Origin of the sequence: Saccharothrix tamanrassetensis (assembly GCF_014203665.1) — a bacterium.
Taxonomy (GTDB): Bacteria; Actinomycetota; Actinomycetes; order Mycobacteriales; family Pseudonocardiaceae; genus Actinosynnema; species Actinosynnema tamanrassetense.
Map to the genome: position 1 here is coordinate 534,879 of NZ_JACHJN010000002.1, position 14,711 is coordinate 549,589.

Below are 14,711 nucleotides of genomic sequence, written 5' to 3' on the forward strand. Positions count from 1 at the left end.
GTCAGAGGGTGATGCCGGTCAGCACCATGGTCCGCTCCTCGGTGAAGTCCACCATCGCCGACCGCACGCCCTCGCGGCCGGTCCCGGAGCCCTTCACCCCGCCGTACGGCATCTGGTCGGCCCGGTAGGACGGCACGTCGCCGATGATCACGCCACCGACCTCCAGCTCCGCCGCCGCCTCGAACGCCACCGTCACGTCCCGGGTGAACACCCCGGCCTGCAGCCCGTAGGCGGTGGCGTTGGCCTGCTCGAACGCCTCGCCGACCGAGCCCACCACGGACACCGCCAGCACCGGCCCGAACACCTCCTGGTGCCACAGCTTCGCCGTCGGCGGCACGTCCTGGACGACCGCGGGCTCGACCGACGAGCCGGACCGCCCGCCGCCGACGTGCAGCGTGGCCCCGGCGGACACCGCCTCGGTGATCCACTCCTCGACCCGGCGCGCGTTGTCCTCGTCGATCAGCGGCCCGACCTCCACCTCGGGGTCGTGCGGGTCGCCGGTCCGCAACGCCCGCACCGCGTCCACCAGCTTCGGCACGAACTCGCCCGCCACGTCGCGGTGCACCAGCACCCGCTGCACCGCGATGCACGACTGCCCGGCCTGGTAGTTGCCGAACGTGGCGATCCGCGAGGCCGCGTAGTCCAGGTCGGGCCAGTCCGGGCACACGATCGCGGCGCTGTTCGACCCCAGCTCCATGACCACGTGCTTGCGCGGCGCCGAATCCGTCAACGACCAGCCGACGTCCGTGGACCCGGTGAACGAGATGACCGGCAGCCGCTCGTCGGTGACCAACGACTTCATGTCCGAGCCGCGGACCGGCAGCACCGAGAACACGCCTTCGGGCAGGTCCGCCTCGGCCAGGATTTCACCCAGGAGGAGGGCGGAGAGGGGAGTCGCGGAAGCCGGCTTGACGATCACCGGTGCCCCGACCGCCAGCGCGGGGGCCACCTTGTGCGCCACCAGGTTCAGCGGGAAGTTGAACGGCGCGACGGCCAGCACCGGCCCGCGCGGGATCCGCCGGACCACGGCCAGCCGGCCTTCGCCGTTCGCGTCCGTGTCGAGGCGCTGGAGGTCCCCGGTGAACCGCCGGGCCTCCTCGGCCGCGAACCGGAACGTGCTCACCGCCCGGGTGACCTCGACGTTCGCCCACTTCAGCGGCTTGCCGTTCTCGGCGGTGATCGTCTCGGCGATCTCCTCGGCGCGCTCGGCGAGCGCCTGCGACACGTGCAGCAACGCCTGGGCGCGCACGTGCGCGGGTGTGCGGCGGAACTCCCTGGCCACCGCTGCCGCCGCCGCCACGGCCCGTTCCAACTGGTCAGGGCCGGGTACGGCGACCGAAGCCACCTCCGTGCCGTCGAACGGGTGGTTGACCGTGATGGCCTGCGCGCCCTGCTCCGGGCGTCCGGCGATCCAGCAGGGGCGTGGCTGCGGGGTGGTCGCGTCCATAACCACAACCTAGGCCGTTCTGAGCACCCGGTGCAGGTCTGAGACGATGTCAGCCGTGTCTGACAGCAGCAGCCGCCCGGTTCTGGTCATCGACTTCGGCGCGCAGTACGCGCAGCTGATCGCCCGCCGCGTGCGTGAAGCCCAGGTGTACTCCGAGGTCGTACCGCACACCGCGAGCGTGGCGGAACTGCTGGACAAGGACCCGGCGGCGATCGTGCTGTCCGGTGGGCCGTCCAGCGTCTACGAGCCGGGTGCCCCCCAGGTCGACCCGAAGCTGTTCGACGTCGGTGTTCCGGTGTTCGGCATCTGCTACGGGTTCCAGGCGATGGCCGGTGCGCTCGGCGGCACCGTCGCGCACACCGGGACGCGTGAGTACGGCCGGACGGAGCTCGGCGTCACCGAGAACGGCGGCCTGCTGCACGAGGAGCTGCCCGGCACGCACCCGGTGTGGATGAGCCACGGCGACTGCGTCACCGAGGCCCCCGAGGGCTTCACGGTCACCGCCACCAGCGAAGGCGCACCCGTGGCCGCGTTCGAGGACAAGGGCCGTCGCTTCGCCGGCGTCCAGTACCACCCCGAGGTCGGCCACTCGCCGCACGGCCAGGAAGTCCTGCGGCGGTTCCTGCACGAGATCGCCGGCATCCGGCCCCAGTGGACGACGTCCTCGATCGTGGACGAGCAGGTCGCCCGGATCCGTGCGCAGATCGGTGGCGGCAAGGCGATCTGCGGCCTGTCCGGCGGCGTCGACTCGGCGGTCGCGGCGGCCCTGGTCCAACGGGCCATCGGCGACCGCCTGACCTGCGTCTTCGTCGACCACGGCCTCTTGCGCGCCGGTGAACGCGCCCAGGTCGAACGCGACTACGTGGCCGCGACCGGCGTCAAGCTGGTGACCGTGGACGCCCGCGAGCGCTTCTTGAACGCGCTCGCCGGCGTGACGGACCCGGAGGAGAAGCGCAAGATCATCGGCCGTGAGTTCATCCGGGTCTTCGAACAGGCCGAACGGGACCTGAAGGCCGAAGGCGACTACCAGTTCCTGGTGCAGGGCACCCTCTACCCGGACGTGGTCGAATCCGGCGGCGGCGCGGGGACCGCGAACATCAAGAGCCACCACAACGTCGGCGGACTTCCGGACGACCTGCAATTCACCCTCGTCGAGCCGCTGCGCGCGCTGTTCAAGGACGAGGTCCGCCGCGTGGGCACCGAACTGGGCCTCCCGGAAACCATCGTCCAGCGCCAGCCCTTCCCGGGGCCGGGGCTCGGCATCCGGATCATCGGCGAGGTGACGGCGGAACGCCTCGAAATCCTCCGCAAGGCCGACGCCATCGCCCGCGAGGAACTGACCAGTGCCGGCCTCGACCGAACCATCTGGCAGTGCCCCGTCGTGCTCTTGGCCGACGTCCGAAGCGTCGGCGTGCAGGGCGACGGCCGGACCTACGGCCACCCCGTCGTACTCCGTCCGGTTTCCAGCGAGGACGCCATGACCGCCGACTGGACGCGCCTGCCTTACGACGTCCTGGAACGGATCTCCACCCGGATCACCAACGAGGTCGCAGAGGTCAACCGCGTAGTGCTCGACGTGACGAGCAAGCCGCCGGGCACCATCGAGTGGGAGTAACTCCTCCCCGGCACGTCACCCCAGCGCCCGAAGGTCCACGTACCCCCTGCTTCGAGCCGCGCGCAGCGCACACTCCTGCCGTGCTGTGTGTCATCCCCGTATGGCCTGCGCGCAGCGAACCGCGCTTGTCTTGGGGGTGCAAGCACGCTTTTCGCTTGCACCCCCAAGACAAGGGTGGTTGTCTTCTGACCAGGCCGTACGGGGATGACACACAGCCACGCCCGCAAAGCTCGAAGAGCTTTGCCCTCATCCTTGGCGGTCTGCCCGTCCGGCGAGGACGCTTTTTTCTTTTAGCGGGATCGGTCGGCGACTTGGATTTCGATCGCTGCCGGTCAAAGAGAAAAGCGACGCTCGCCGCTTGGCAGACCTCCGGGGAGGAAGAACAAAGAAAGAGCGGTCGTGTTCTCCCCGCATGGCCTGTCAAAGACGACCACGCTTGTCCTGGGGGTGCAAGCGGTGAAGCGTGCTTGCACCCCCAGGACAAGCGTGGTAGCCCTCCGGGCAGGCCATACGGGGAGAACACGAGGCGACGGGTCTGTGCGGGCGTGCCCGCGTGCGAAAAGGCCACCTCCGCGTTGGCGGAAGTGGCCTTTTCGACCCCCAGGTATTTCGGTTCAGCGTCGTCGTCGGGCGGAGCTTGCCAGCAGGCCCAGGCCGATGACCATGGCGCCGCCGGCGAGGACCCAGCGCAGGTCCAGGAAGTCGGGCCACGACGCGCCGTCGGAGAGCATGTAGGCGGAGGCGACCAGGGCTGCCACCCCGAACACCAGGCCCACCACGTCGATTCCCCGCTTCTCGCTCAACTCCTGGTCAGCCACGGATCACCACCACCTCTCCCACTCCTGCGCGGAGGTCCAGCTCGACCTTCAGGCCGCCGTCCCCGTCCGCGCCCTTGTCCGTCACGCTCGCCGAGCGGTCCCGGCCGTTCGCCTCGGTGCCGAGGCACTGCACCTCGCCGAGGCCGGTGTGGCAGTTGGCCACCACGTCCGCGTTCGCGGGCACCCTGACCTGGGCACTGCCGACACCCACCTCCAGCTCGCTCTTCACCGAGCCGGTGCTCGGCAGGCCGGTCAGGTCGACCTCGATGGTGCCCGCCTTGGTGTCGTAGCGGGACTCCACCTGCTCGGTCGACGTCGGTCGGACCAGGACGTCACCGACGTGGTCCGAGTTGCCAAGCGCGTCGAAGTCGATGCTGGTCATGGCCACGCCCACCAGGCTCAGCGGCACGACCAGGCCGATCAGCCCACGCCCGCCACCCCGGAACGCGCCGACCAGCAGCCCGAGGCCGAGGGTCGCCACGATGAGGCCGATGGTGTGCTGGACGTCGAACCACGGGCTGGTGGCCGATGCCACCAGCGAGCCGGCCAGCACCACCATCGCGAGCCCGAACGTCACCGCACCGGTCCGGGAACGCCTGCGCGGCGGACGGGGCGCCGCGACGGGCACCACGGTCGAGGTCGGTTCGGGCAGGTCCCAGGCGAACGGCGCGGCACCCAGCGGATCCCAGGCCGGCGGGTTCACGCGAGTCGTCGGGGAGTCGGACGTGTCCACGGAGTTCACCTCGGGGGCAGCGGTCGGACGGTTCAGCGAGCCTCGGCTGCGGTGCAGCAGGTAGATCGACCCGACGGACAGCAGCACCCCGGCCACCATGGTGAAGCCGCCGTCCACGAAGAAGCCGGTCGCGGGCAGCACCGCGAGGCCCAGCAGGACGGTCAGCGCCACCGGGGTCGAGCTGCGGCCGCGCCCGATCAGGGACTCGGCGGCCGACACCTCGTCGTCCGCCTGCGCCAGCCAGAGCCAGCCCAGCAGGTAGATGAGGATGCCCGCGCCGTTGCACAGCGCCATGGCCACGAACGCCACCCGGACGATGACCGGGTCGATCTGGTACCGCTCCGCGATACCGGCGGCGACACCGGCGATCTTGCGCCCTTCGTGCGGCCGCCTGGGTCGACTGACCCAGAAGTCCTTCAGCGTCTCCTCGACGCCGGCTGTGCTCAGGTTCCCGCTCACGATGACGAGCATGCTTCGTCGCGGCACGATGCACATCGGGGACTCACCCTGAACCGGGCATCGGGTGGAACCCTGATGAAACGCGGTGCGCCGCGTGTGACGATCGGGGAGTGAGCTCGCAGGTGGATACCGTCCCGGCCAAGCAGGTGGCCAAGCCCGTCGAACCGGTGCGCCGGCGCCGGTCCGGGCGCGTGGTCGCGGGTGTGGCCGGAGGTGTGGCCGACCACCTCGGGGTCGAGGTGTTCTGGGTCCGGGCGGTGTTCGCCGCGCTGACCGCGCTCAACGGCATCGGGGTGCTGGCGTACGGCCTGCTGTGGCTGTTCGTGCCGCAGCGCGCCGCGTCCGCGCCCGAGGAGCCGTCGACCAACCCCAAGGAACGCCAGCAGGCACTCGGCCTGGTGGCGCTGGGCATCGGCGCGGCGGTGGTCAGCGGGCTGCTGTCCGGCCCGGTCAGCGGCTGGATCGTGGGGCCGCTCGCGGTGGCCCTGGTCGGCGCGGCGGTGGTATGGCGGGAGGCCGACGAGGCGCAGCGCCGGCGCTGGCGGGACGGCGCGAAGTCCGGCTTCCTGGGCACCGGCCGGTCCGCGATCACCCGGGTGCTGGCAGGCGTCGCGCTGGTCGCGATCGGCATCGGCGTGCTGCTGGTCAGCAGCTACGGCATCGACCAGCTGCGGTTCGCGCTGCTCGCCGTGGTGGCCACGCTGGGCGGCGTGGCGGTGCTGACCGTGCCGCTGTGGATCAAGCTGATCAACGACCTGGGCGAGGAGCGGCGGGTCCGCATCCGCACCGAGGAACGCGCCGAGATCGCCGCCCACCTGCACGACTCCGTGCTGCAGACGCTTGCCCTGATCCAGAAGCAGTCGGAGAGCCCGCGCGAGGTCAAGCGCCTGGCCCGCAGCCAGGAGCGCCAGTTGCGGGACTGGCTGTACGGCCGCAACGCGGACGACACCGACCGGCCCACCACCATGTCCGCCGCGATCGCCAAGGCGTCCGGCGAGGTGGAGGACCAGTTCGCGCTGAGCGTCCAGCAGGTCGTGGTGGGCGACTGCGAACTCGACCACAACCTGCTCGCACTGGTGCAGGCCGCGCGCGAGGCGATGGTGAACGCGGCCAAGCACGCGGGGGTCGGGGAGATCAGCGTGTACGGCGAAGTCGAGCCCGAACAGGTGACGGTGTTCGTCCGCGACCGGGGCAAGGGCTTCGACCCGGACCTGGTCCCGGAGGACCGGCATGGCCTGGCCGACTCGATCCGGGGGAGGATGGACCGGCACGGTGGGGAGGTCCGGTTGCGCACCACCCCCGGCGAGGGGACCGAGGTGCAGCTGATGATGCCGAGGAAGACCTCCGGCGGAGCCGGACGAGCAGACACGGAGGCCAGGACGTGACAGGCCAGAAGACGGCGGTGCGGGTGTTCCTGGTGGACGACCACGCGCTGTTCCGCGCGGGCGTGCGGGCCGAGCTCGACTCGATCACCGACGAGGTGGACGTGGTCGGCGAGGCCGGTTCGGTGGGTGAGGCGGTGGTCGGCATCAACCACCTGAAGCCGGACGTGGTGCTGCTGGACGTGCACATGCCGGACGGCGGTGGCGCGGAGGTGCTGCGGCAGGTCCGCACGGCGTTGCCCGAGGTGGTGTTCCTGGCGCTGTCGGTGTCCGACGCGGCCGAGGACGTCATCGCGGTCATCCGGGCCGGCGCGCGGGGCTACGTGACGAAGACCATCTCCAGCCAGGAGCTGGTGCGCGCGGTGGTGCGGGTCTCCGAGGGCGACGCGGTGTTCAGCCCGCGGCTGGCCGGCTTCGTGCTGGACGCGTTCGCGGACCGCCCCGGCGCGGCCCCGATCAGCGACCCCGAGCTGGACCTGCTGACCCCGCGCGAACGGGACGTGCTGCGGCTGCTGGCGCGCGGGTACGCGTACAAGGAGATCGCTTCCGAACTGTTCATCTCGGTGAAGACGGTCGAGACGCACGTGTCGAGCGTGCTGCGCAAGACCCAGCTCTCCAACCGCTACGAACTGTCCCGCTGGGCTTCCGACCGGCGGCTGGTCTAGCTCTCACTACAGATCGTCTGCGTGCGGATCGTCTTCACCTGGACCTTGGATCTTCTGCGTCCAGATCCTCTGCGACCCGACGATCAACAGCCCGCCACCGGCGCCTCGGCCACGAGCCCGCCGATCCGGGCCGCCTCCGCCGGGCTCATCGGGCCCCTGCGCGCCCGCCACCCGACGCCCATCGCGCCGCTGCCGATGGGCTCGACCAGCCGGTACCGGCCGCCTACGCCCCCTCGGAGGGCCTGTGCACCTGGAGGAGGGTGGCGACCGGGTCAGTTGGTGGAGACCAGCTTCGCCAGCTCGCGGTCGAAGTCGATCCACAGGTCCTCCTCACCGGGCTGGACGACGTCGTACGTCATGTCCAGGAACTCGGCGATGTCCTCGGCCTGCGCGGACAGGATCGCGAACCCGGTCGGCGCGTTCAGCTCCAGCAGGACCCGCTCCGGGTCGTCGGCGGCCGGCCGGACCAGGATGTCGCCCTCGCCGGACGGCGTGAGCAGCCCGTCGGCCAGCAGGTCGCGCGCGAAGATCCACTCGACCTTGCCCTGCCCGGTGTGGAACAGGACGGCGACCGCGTACGGGTCCTCGGGTTCGTAGTGCAGCTCGGCCTCCACCGGCGCCGGCGCGACGCCGGGGACGAGGAGGTGGAACGTCGTCGTGGCGGTGATGCTGTCGGTGCTCATGTCCCCTGGTTCCTTCCCGTGTTCATCCCTCACACCAGAGGAGACGTCCGAGGAGGCGATTCGGGACGTGGTTCGGGCCAATACCACGCTATCGGGGGAGACCTGGGTCTCAGGTCCACCCGTTTGCCCACGTCGATCGTCTCAACTGGCCGTACCGGTGGGTAACCCAGTGTTATCGCAGGTCACTTGTGCGTAGTCGCCGGTTCCGGCTCGACCGGGATGATCGCCGTCGCGGGCTGCTTGCGGGTCAGTCCGACGCCCACCAGCACCACCACCATGCCCGCCACGACCCGCAGGTTGAGCGCCTCGTCCAGGAACGCCGCGCCGAGCAGCACCGACACCACCGGCAGCAGGTAGCCGACCGTCGTGGCGTTGGTGGGCCCCTCGTCCTCGATCAGCCGGTAGTTGATGACGAACGCCGCGCCGGTGCCGAACACGCCCAGGATCGCCACCGCCACCAGCGGCTGCCAGTCCAGGTGCACCTCCTGGAGCCCGCCCACCGGCACCACCAGCGCGGTCAGGCCGGTCGCGGTGACCAACTGGGCCGACGACAGCTGGATGGACGACAGACCGCGCCCGGAGATCGTGCGGCCGATGTAGGTGTAGCTGACCGCGTACGACGCGGCGGCCAGCAGGCACGCCAGCGCGCCCCAACTGGCCAGGCCGGCCTGCTGCCACGGCGCGAAGATCAGCAGGGTGCCCGCGAAACCCAGGGCGAGGCCGACGAACCGGGCGGTGTTGCGCTGCCGCTCGAAGCCCAGCGCCAGCCCGATGGCCAGCGCCCAGAGCGGCGTGGTGGCGTTCAGCACGCCCGCGACACCCGAGTCCACGGTCTGCTCACCCACCGCGAACAGCACGAACGGGATGACGTTGCCGAACAGCGCGGCGAACGCCAGGTGGCCCCAGATCGCCTTGCCGGACGGCAGCCGCTGCCCCTGCGCGTAGACCAGCACGACCAGCACGGCCGCACCCAGCACGGTGCGCACCAAAGCGATCTGAACCGGTGACAGCCCGGTCAGCGCGATCTTGATCCAGAGGAAGCTGGAGCCCCAGAGCAGGGCGAGGACACCCATCCTGACCAACGTGCCGGGTCTGTTCACGACAACATGCTGCTGGAGGTGAATCAACAGAACAAGTGAATAGAACTGCACGACGTTTAAGCACAGCTATACGATGAGGTCATGCTGGACGTGCGACGCATGCAGGTGCTCCGGGCCGTGGTCACCACCGGCTCCATCACGGCCGCGGCCGTGAACCTCGGCTACACCCCGTCCGCGATCAGCCAGCAGGTCGCCGCCTTGGAGAAACAGGCCGGCCTGCCGCTGCTGGACCGGGTCGGCCGGGGTGTGCGGCCCACCGTCGCGGGCCGGATGCTCACCGAGCACGCCGCGCACATCACCGACCGGCTGGTGGAGGCCGAGGCGGCGCTCGCCGACCTGCGCGCGGGCCGGACCGGACGGCTGCGGGTGCGCTACTTCGCCACCGCCGGCGCGGCCCTGGTGCCGCCCGCCGTGGCCGCGTTCAAGGCCCGGCACGCCGACGTGCAGCTCGACCTCAAGCTCATCGAGCCCGACGACCCGATGGTGGAGGTCGAGGCCGGGCGGGCGGACGTGGCGCTCAGCGTGTCCCCGCGCAGCCCGGACGCGCCGCGCGGCGTGCACGTCGTGCAGCTGCTGGACGACCCCTACCTGGCCGTGCTGCCGCGTGGGCACGACCTGGCCCGCAAGCGCGTGCTGGACCTCGCCGACCTGGCCGACGAGCCGTGGGTGGACGCGGTGAACCCGCCCGGACCGTGCCGGGACATCGTGCTCAACGCGTGCGCCGCCGCCGGGTTCGCGCCCAACTTCGTGCTGGAGTCCGACGACTACCCGACCGCGCAGGGCTTCGTGGCCGCCGGTCTCGGCGTCACCATCGTGCCCAAGCTCGGCCTGGGGGTCGTCCACCCCGGCGTGGTGGTGCGCAAGCTGCGCCACCCGGAGCCCAACCGCGCCATCTGCGCCGCCATCCGCGCGGACAGCCTGGGCTCACCCGCGGTGCAGACCCTGCTGGACGCCCTGAAAGCCGCCGCCGCCTGAGCCGGGCACACCTCGTCGCAGCGCCTGGCGCCCGGTGATCCCCTGCCCGGTGGGCCGGGCCTCGCCGAGGCGCTAGGCCTTGCCCAGCGACTGGTCCTTGGCGATGAACAGGCCCTGGTTCTCCCACTTCAGCACGACCAGCTTGCGCTCGCGGGACACCGAGCTGTCCTTCATGTTGTAGGTGATCTCGATCTCGTAGGCGTACGGCTCGTTGATCTTCACGTTGTTCAGCTCGATCGACCGGACCTGGCCCCACCAGCCCTTGTAGCCGTCGAACCCGCCGTTGCTGCCCTGCATCTCGACGGTGAGCCGGCTGAAGCCGTCCTCCACGTTCGTCGGCATCAGCGCGAAGTAGTCGCGGATCGCCTGCTCCTGCTGCTGCAGCGTCGGCTCCGCGGTGATCTTCGCGGGTGGCGCGGTCGACTTCTTCGTCGGTGCCGCCGACGGCTCGCCACCGGCGGCCTGCTTGGTGGTCGACGTGGTCTGCCCGGCCTGGTTCTGCGTGCCGTCGTTACCGGACAGCATGCTGGCCAGCAGGATCCCGACCACGGCCGCCGCCGCGATCGCCAGCGCGGTGATCGCGGCGGACCGCTTGCTCTTGATCGGACCCTTGGCCGGCCTGCCCTGGGGACGCGGCGCGGCGGCCGGTCGGGCGGGCGGGGGCGGCAGCGGGTTCACCGGGCGCGGCGGCGTCGGCGTGGGTGCGATGCGGGTGGCGGCCTGCGCGGGCGGCGCGCCGTGGCCGGCCGGCACGGGCGCGACGGCACGGGTCGCCGCCACGGGCTGCTGCTGCACCGGCGCGCCCTGCCACGACGGCGGGTGCGTCTGCGGCAGCGCCATCGGGAACTCCGGCACGGCCCGACCGGCGGCCACCGCCGCCAGCGCCTCCTTGGCCTCCGCCATGGTCGGCCGGTCCTCCGGCTCCGCGCGCAGCAGGCGCATCAGCAGCGCGGTCAGCGGACCGGCCTGCTTCGGCGGCGTCACCTTGCCCGACGCCACCTGGTGCAGCAGCGCGATGGTGTTCTCGTTCAGGCCGAACGGCGGCATGCCCTCGATCGCCGCGTACAGCGTGGAGCCCAGCGAGAACACGTCCGCCGGCGGACCGGGGTCGTAGCCCTTCGCGACCTCCGGGGCCAGGTAGGCGGGCGTGCCCGCGAGCATCCCGGTCGCGGTGACCGTGACGTCGCCGGTCGCGCGGGAGATGCCGAAGTCGGTGATCTTCACCGTGCCCTCGTTGCCCAGCAGCACGTTGCCCGGCTTGATGTCCCGGTGCACGATGCCCGCGTTGTGCGCGGCGGCCAGCGCCGAGGCGACCTGCGAGCCGATCGAGGCCACGTCCCGGGGCGCCAGCGTGCCGCGCTCGGACAGCACCGTGGACAGGCTCTTCGACGGCAGGTACTCCATCACCAGCCACGGCTGGCCGTCGTCCTCGGCCACGTCGTAGACCGCGATCGCGTGCGGGTGCTGGAGCCGGGCCGCGATCCGGCCCTCGCGCATCGCGCGGCGCTTCGCCTCGTCCGTGTCCGCCTCGGCCAGGCCCGGCTGGAGCAGCAGCTGCTTCACCGCGACGGTGCGGTGCAGGCGCTCGTCGTGCGCCTGCCAGACGATGCCCATCGCTCCGCTGCCGATCCGCCGGCCCAGTCGGTAGCGACCGGCAACCAGGCGGCCATCGTCGGTCACAGGGTGCTCCAAAGCTGCTCGGGCAATTTCAGTGGCGAACACCGGTTACATCGCCACTAGGACAAGAACGTTGCGTAACCCGATGGGGTTCGGCGTCCACCTTACGAGGTTTCCTAGCCGCCTTGGGCCGGTGTGGTGGTTGTCGTCGTCGTAGTGGTCGTCGTCGTCGGCTTGGTCGTCGTCGTGGTGGTAGTGGTTGTCGTCGTCGTCGTGGTGGTCGTGGTGGTCGTAGTGGGCGGGACCGTGGTTGTCGTCGTCTCCTCGACCGTGACCGGCGGCGGCACTGTGGTGGTCGTCACATCGACGGTGGTGGTCGTCGGCACCGGGGTGCTCGACGAACTCGTGTTGCCCACCGGCGGCACCTGGGGGTCCTTGCTGTCGAACACGTCCAGCGCGACCAGGAGGAAGCCCAGCAGGAGCAGGCACCCCAGCACGACCGCCGCGATCACCAGCGGCCGGGTGTTGTTCGGCGCGGGCGGCGGCGCGACCGGGGTCGTCGGGCCCGTGGTGCGCGGGTTCTGCCGCACCACGCGGGTGCGGTCGGGGTCCAGGACGGTCGTGGCACCCCCGACCGGGGCCACCACCGGAGCCGCCCGCATCCCGGTGAGGCTCGGGTTCCGGCCGTTCGCGACCGCGTTCAGCATGTCCCGGGCCTGCGCCATGGTCGGCCGCTCGGCCGGGTCGTAGTTGAGCAGCACCAGCAGGACGTCGGTCAGCGGACCGTCCTGCGCCGGCGGGTTGATCCGCCCCGCCGCGACGGCGTGCAGCACGCCCAGGGTGTTCTCGCTCAACCCGAACGGCGGCTCGCCCTCGGCCGCCGCGTACAGCGTGGAGCCCAGCGAGAACACGTCCGAGGCCGGCGACGGGTCCTGGCCGCGCGCGATCTCCGGCGCGAGGTAGGCCGGGGTGCCCGCGATCAGACCGGTCTTGGTGACGGTCACGTCGTCGCTGGCCCGCGAGATGCCGAAGTCGGTGATCTTGACCAGGCCGTTGTCGGCGAGCAGCACGTTGCCCGGCTTCACGTCCCGGTGCACGATGCCCGCCGCGTGGGCGGCGGCCAGGGCGGAGGCGGCCTGCGTGCCGATCTGCGCGACCTCCACCGGGTCCAGCGGACCGTGCTCGGCCATCGTGTCGGCCAGGCTGGCGGACGGCAGGTACTCCATCACCAGGCACGGAGCGCCGTTCTCCTCCACCACGTCGTAGACCGCGATGGCGTTCGGGTGGTGCAGCTTGGCGGCGATCCGGCCCTCGCGCATGGCGCGCTGGATGGCCTCGTCCCGCTCGGTGGTGTCGAGGCTGGGTTGGAGCAGCAGCTCCTTGATGGCGACGATCCGGCCGAGCCGCTCGTCCTGGGCCCGCCAGACGACGCCCATGGCGCCGCTGCCGATCCGGTCCAGGAAGCGGTAGCGCTCGGCGATCAACCGGCCGTCGGTGCTCACCGGACCACCTCGTTGGGGCGCTGCGTGACCGCGGCAAGGGCAGCAGGTCTCACGCTCGGGCTCCTCGTCGTGCGGATCGGTGCGCGGACAGCCTACCCCGGCGGTGACGACGGCTTTCGGACCGTTGCGCAGGTCACGCGAGGTACGTTCGGACCGGGAAGGGATACCCGATACCGGGTCGATCGGCCACCTGTTCGGGTGAAGATCGCCGCATTTGGCTCCGAACGGCCCAACGCGTCCGGTGCTGACCGGACCGCGGGTTCCGGAACCGGGCGGAGCCCGATTCCCGGTGTCCGCGTCTGTGGCGACCCCCGGTTCCAGCCAACCACACGGCACCGACGGGGCGGGGGCGGTGCTGAGGGTCGCACACGTGGCGGTCTCGGCGTCCGGTGGGGACTCCGAGCTTCCGGGCCGGGTGAGTCGTGCCCTCGCGGCGTGTGCCGGGTCCTGCCCCGGCGAGCCGTGCCTCGGCAGCGGGTCGCGGGTCGGCCTCGACGGGTGGTGCCCTCACAGCGAGTCGCGTGTGCGGCACGTCGTGCTGTGGCTCGGCGACTGGTCGCCAGGAGCGGGGTCATCCGCGGCAGCGACTCCTCGGAGGGCGCACAGCCCACCGGGAGCCCGAGGCGCGGTGTCAGGTCCCGCTCACCCGGCCGGCGAGAAGAAGTCGAACCCGCCGCGCGGGTTCAGGATGCCGCCCAGGTCCAGTCCGATCCCCACGGCCGGCGGCTGCGAGGTCGGCGGCCGGGAGGACGGCGGCTGCGAGGACGGCGGCTGCGAGGACGGCGGCTGCGAGGACGGCGGCTGCGAGGACGGCGGCTGCGAGGAGGACGGCGGCGAGGTGGGAGTGCCGGAGGTCGGCGGCGGCGTGCTGTCCGAGGACGGCGGCACCTCGGTGCTCGACGGCGGCGCCGGGGTGCTCGGCGGCGTCGTGGTGACCGGGGCGGTGGTGCTCGGCGGCTGCTCGGTGGTGCCCGGCGCCGCTTCCGTCGTGGTGGTCCGGGGCGCGGGCTGCTGGGTCGCGCGCGGGCGCTGGGTGGTGGTCTGGGCGGGGGCCGCGCTCGACGTCTCGGTCTGGTCCGGGGTCTGCGGGGTCTGCTGCTTCGCGGCGGCCGCGGCCAGGTCGTTGCCGATGGTGTTGGTGGCCCGCGCGGCCGGCCTGGTGTCGAAGCGGACCTCGGCCGGCGGGCGCTCGTCGGGGGACGACAGGAGGCTGCTCGCGGTGAAGGCGACGGTGCCGGCCAGCACCACGCCGCCGCTCGCCATCGCCACCAGCTTCGGCACGGAGAACCCGCCGCCGCCGCGCTCCTCCTCGCCCGCCCGCCCTTCGCGCTTGAGCAGTTCGGTGATGTGCAGCTCCCGACCGGACAGGTTCGCCGCCGACGGGTGCCCAGTCGACATGTACCCGGTGGACATGTGCCCCGTCGACCCGTGCGCCGCCGGCTTGAACCGGACGGTCTCCTCGTCGGTGATCCGCGGGATCGGTTGGGTTTCGGCCTCACGCCTGGAGATCAGCTCGGCGACGGACAGCTGGGCCGTCGAGCCATCCCGTCGACGGCGCTTGTCGTCGTTCGACACCGAAGGTCACCTTTCCCGGAGACTGCGTTGAGCTACCAACCGGGAACATGGATACCGAATCGTGACCGAATCCGTAACCCCTTTGGGCGAACTTTCCTAACGAATAACCATTCGTGTACACGCTGCGTTAACCACATCGG

The 14,711-nt window shown here is 71.4% G+C and carries 12 protein-coding genes; 4 read left to right on the forward strand and 8 right to left on the reverse strand.

From position 1 onward, the window contains the following. Position 1: 1 nt before the first annotated feature. The gene (locus FHS29_RS07480; RefSeq protein WP_184689493.1) at positions 2 to 1,447 is read right to left on the reverse strand and encodes an aldehyde dehydrogenase family protein; all 1,446 of its coding nucleotides are present in this window, start codon (positions 1,445 to 1,447) and stop codon (positions 2 to 4) included. 46 nt (positions 1,448 to 1,493) lie between these two features. Here FHS29_RS07480 and guaA point away from each other — a divergent pair, with 46 nt between their 5' ends. Beyond that, on the forward strand, positions 1,494 to 3,062 hold the full coding sequence (gene guaA, locus FHS29_RS07485) for a glutamine-hydrolyzing GMP synthase (protein WP_184689495.1): 1,569 nt from the start codon (positions 1,494 to 1,496) through the stop codon (positions 3,060 to 3,062). A gap of 614 nt (positions 3,063 to 3,676) precedes the next feature. Here guaA and FHS29_RS07490 read toward each other — a convergent pair. Together FHS29_RS07490 and FHS29_RS07495 are read right to left on the reverse strand one after the other, a co-directional pair. Then, positions 3,677 to 3,880, reverse strand: coding sequence for a hypothetical protein (locus FHS29_RS07490; RefSeq protein WP_184689497.1), 204 nt, complete (start codon positions 3,878 to 3,880; stop codon positions 3,677 to 3,679). Beyond that, on the reverse strand, positions 3,873 to 5,072 hold the full coding sequence (locus tag FHS29_RS07495) for a PspC domain-containing protein (protein ID WP_312864805.1): 1,200 nt from the start codon (positions 5,070 to 5,072) through the stop codon (positions 3,873 to 3,875). The genes FHS29_RS07490 and FHS29_RS07495 overlap by 8 nt, the downstream gene beginning before the upstream one ends. Positions 5,073 to 5,182: 110 nt before the next feature. Here FHS29_RS07495 and FHS29_RS07500 point away from each other — a divergent pair, with 110 nt between their 5' ends. Further along, entirely contained in the window at positions 5,183 to 6,457 is a 1,275-nt protein-coding gene (locus FHS29_RS07500; protein WP_184689501.1) for an ATP-binding protein, read from the forward strand. Then, positions 6,454 to 7,119 carry a response regulator gene (locus tag FHS29_RS07505; protein ID WP_184689503.1) on the forward strand — a complete coding sequence of 222 codons (666 nt, stop codon included), beginning with the start codon at positions 6,454 to 6,456 and terminating at the stop codon, positions 7,117 to 7,119. The genes FHS29_RS07500 and FHS29_RS07505 overlap by 4 nt, the downstream gene beginning before the upstream one ends. A gap of 272 nt (positions 7,120 to 7,391) precedes the next feature. On the opposite strand, the gene FHS29_RS07510 is transcribed toward FHS29_RS07505, so the two are convergent. Together FHS29_RS07510 and FHS29_RS07515 are read right to left on the reverse strand one after the other, a co-directional pair. After that, on the reverse strand, positions 7,392 to 7,802 hold the full coding sequence (locus FHS29_RS07510) for an SsgA family sporulation/cell division regulator (protein ID WP_184689505.1): 411 nt from the start codon (positions 7,800 to 7,802) through the stop codon (positions 7,392 to 7,394). 182 nt (positions 7,803 to 7,984) lie between these two features. Then, positions 7,985 to 8,875 (reverse strand): DMT family transporter, encoded by an 891-nt coding sequence (locus FHS29_RS07515; RefSeq protein ID WP_184690046.1) that lies wholly within the window; start codon positions 8,873 to 8,875, stop codon positions 7,985 to 7,987. 108 nt (positions 8,876 to 8,983) lie between these two features. Between FHS29_RS07515 and FHS29_RS07520 the strand changes: the two genes are divergently transcribed. After that, positions 8,984 to 9,877, forward strand: coding sequence for a LysR family transcriptional regulator (locus FHS29_RS07520; protein ID WP_184689507.1), 894 nt, complete (start codon positions 8,984 to 8,986; stop codon positions 9,875 to 9,877). A 72-nt stretch (positions 9,878 to 9,949) separates the two neighbouring features. On the opposite strand, the gene FHS29_RS07525 is transcribed toward FHS29_RS07520, so the two are convergent. The 3 genes from FHS29_RS07525 to FHS29_RS07535 form a co-directional block, all read right to left on the reverse strand. Then, entirely contained in the window at positions 9,950 to 11,557 is a 1,608-nt protein-coding gene (locus FHS29_RS07525) for a serine/threonine-protein kinase (RefSeq protein WP_184689509.1), read from the reverse strand. Between the two features lie 113 nt (positions 11,558 to 11,670). Then, positions 11,671 to 12,996 (reverse strand): serine/threonine-protein kinase, encoded by a 1,326-nt coding sequence (locus tag FHS29_RS07530; protein ID WP_184689511.1) that lies wholly within the window; start codon positions 12,994 to 12,996, stop codon positions 11,671 to 11,673. 642 nt (positions 12,997 to 13,638) lie between these two features. After that, entirely contained in the window at positions 13,639 to 14,571 is a 933-nt protein-coding gene (locus tag FHS29_RS07535; protein ID WP_184689512.1) for a hypothetical protein, read from the reverse strand. Between the last annotated feature and the right edge of the window lie 140 nt (positions 14,572 to 14,711).

Excerpts from the sequence above, each read along its gene's own strand:
- FHS29_RS07510 (WP_184689505.1), bottom strand. The coding sequence starts at position 7,802 with ATGAGCACCGACAGCATCACCGCCACGACGACGTTCCACCTCCTCGTC.
- FHS29_RS07480 (WP_184689493.1), bottom strand. The coding sequence starts at position 1,447 with ATGGACGCGACCACCCCGCAGCCACGCCCCTGCTGGATCGCCGGACGC.
- FHS29_RS07520 (WP_184689507.1), top strand. The coding sequence starts at position 8,984 with ATGCTGGACGTGCGACGCATGCAGGTGCTCCGGGCCGTGGTCACCACC.
- guaA (WP_184689495.1), top strand. The coding sequence starts at position 1,494 with ATGTCAGCCGTGTCTGACAGCAGCAGCCGCCCGGTTCTGGTCATCGAC.
- FHS29_RS07515 (WP_184690046.1), bottom strand. The coding sequence starts at position 8,875 with ATGGGTGTCCTCGCCCTGCTCTGGGGCTCCAGCTTCCTCTGGATCAAG.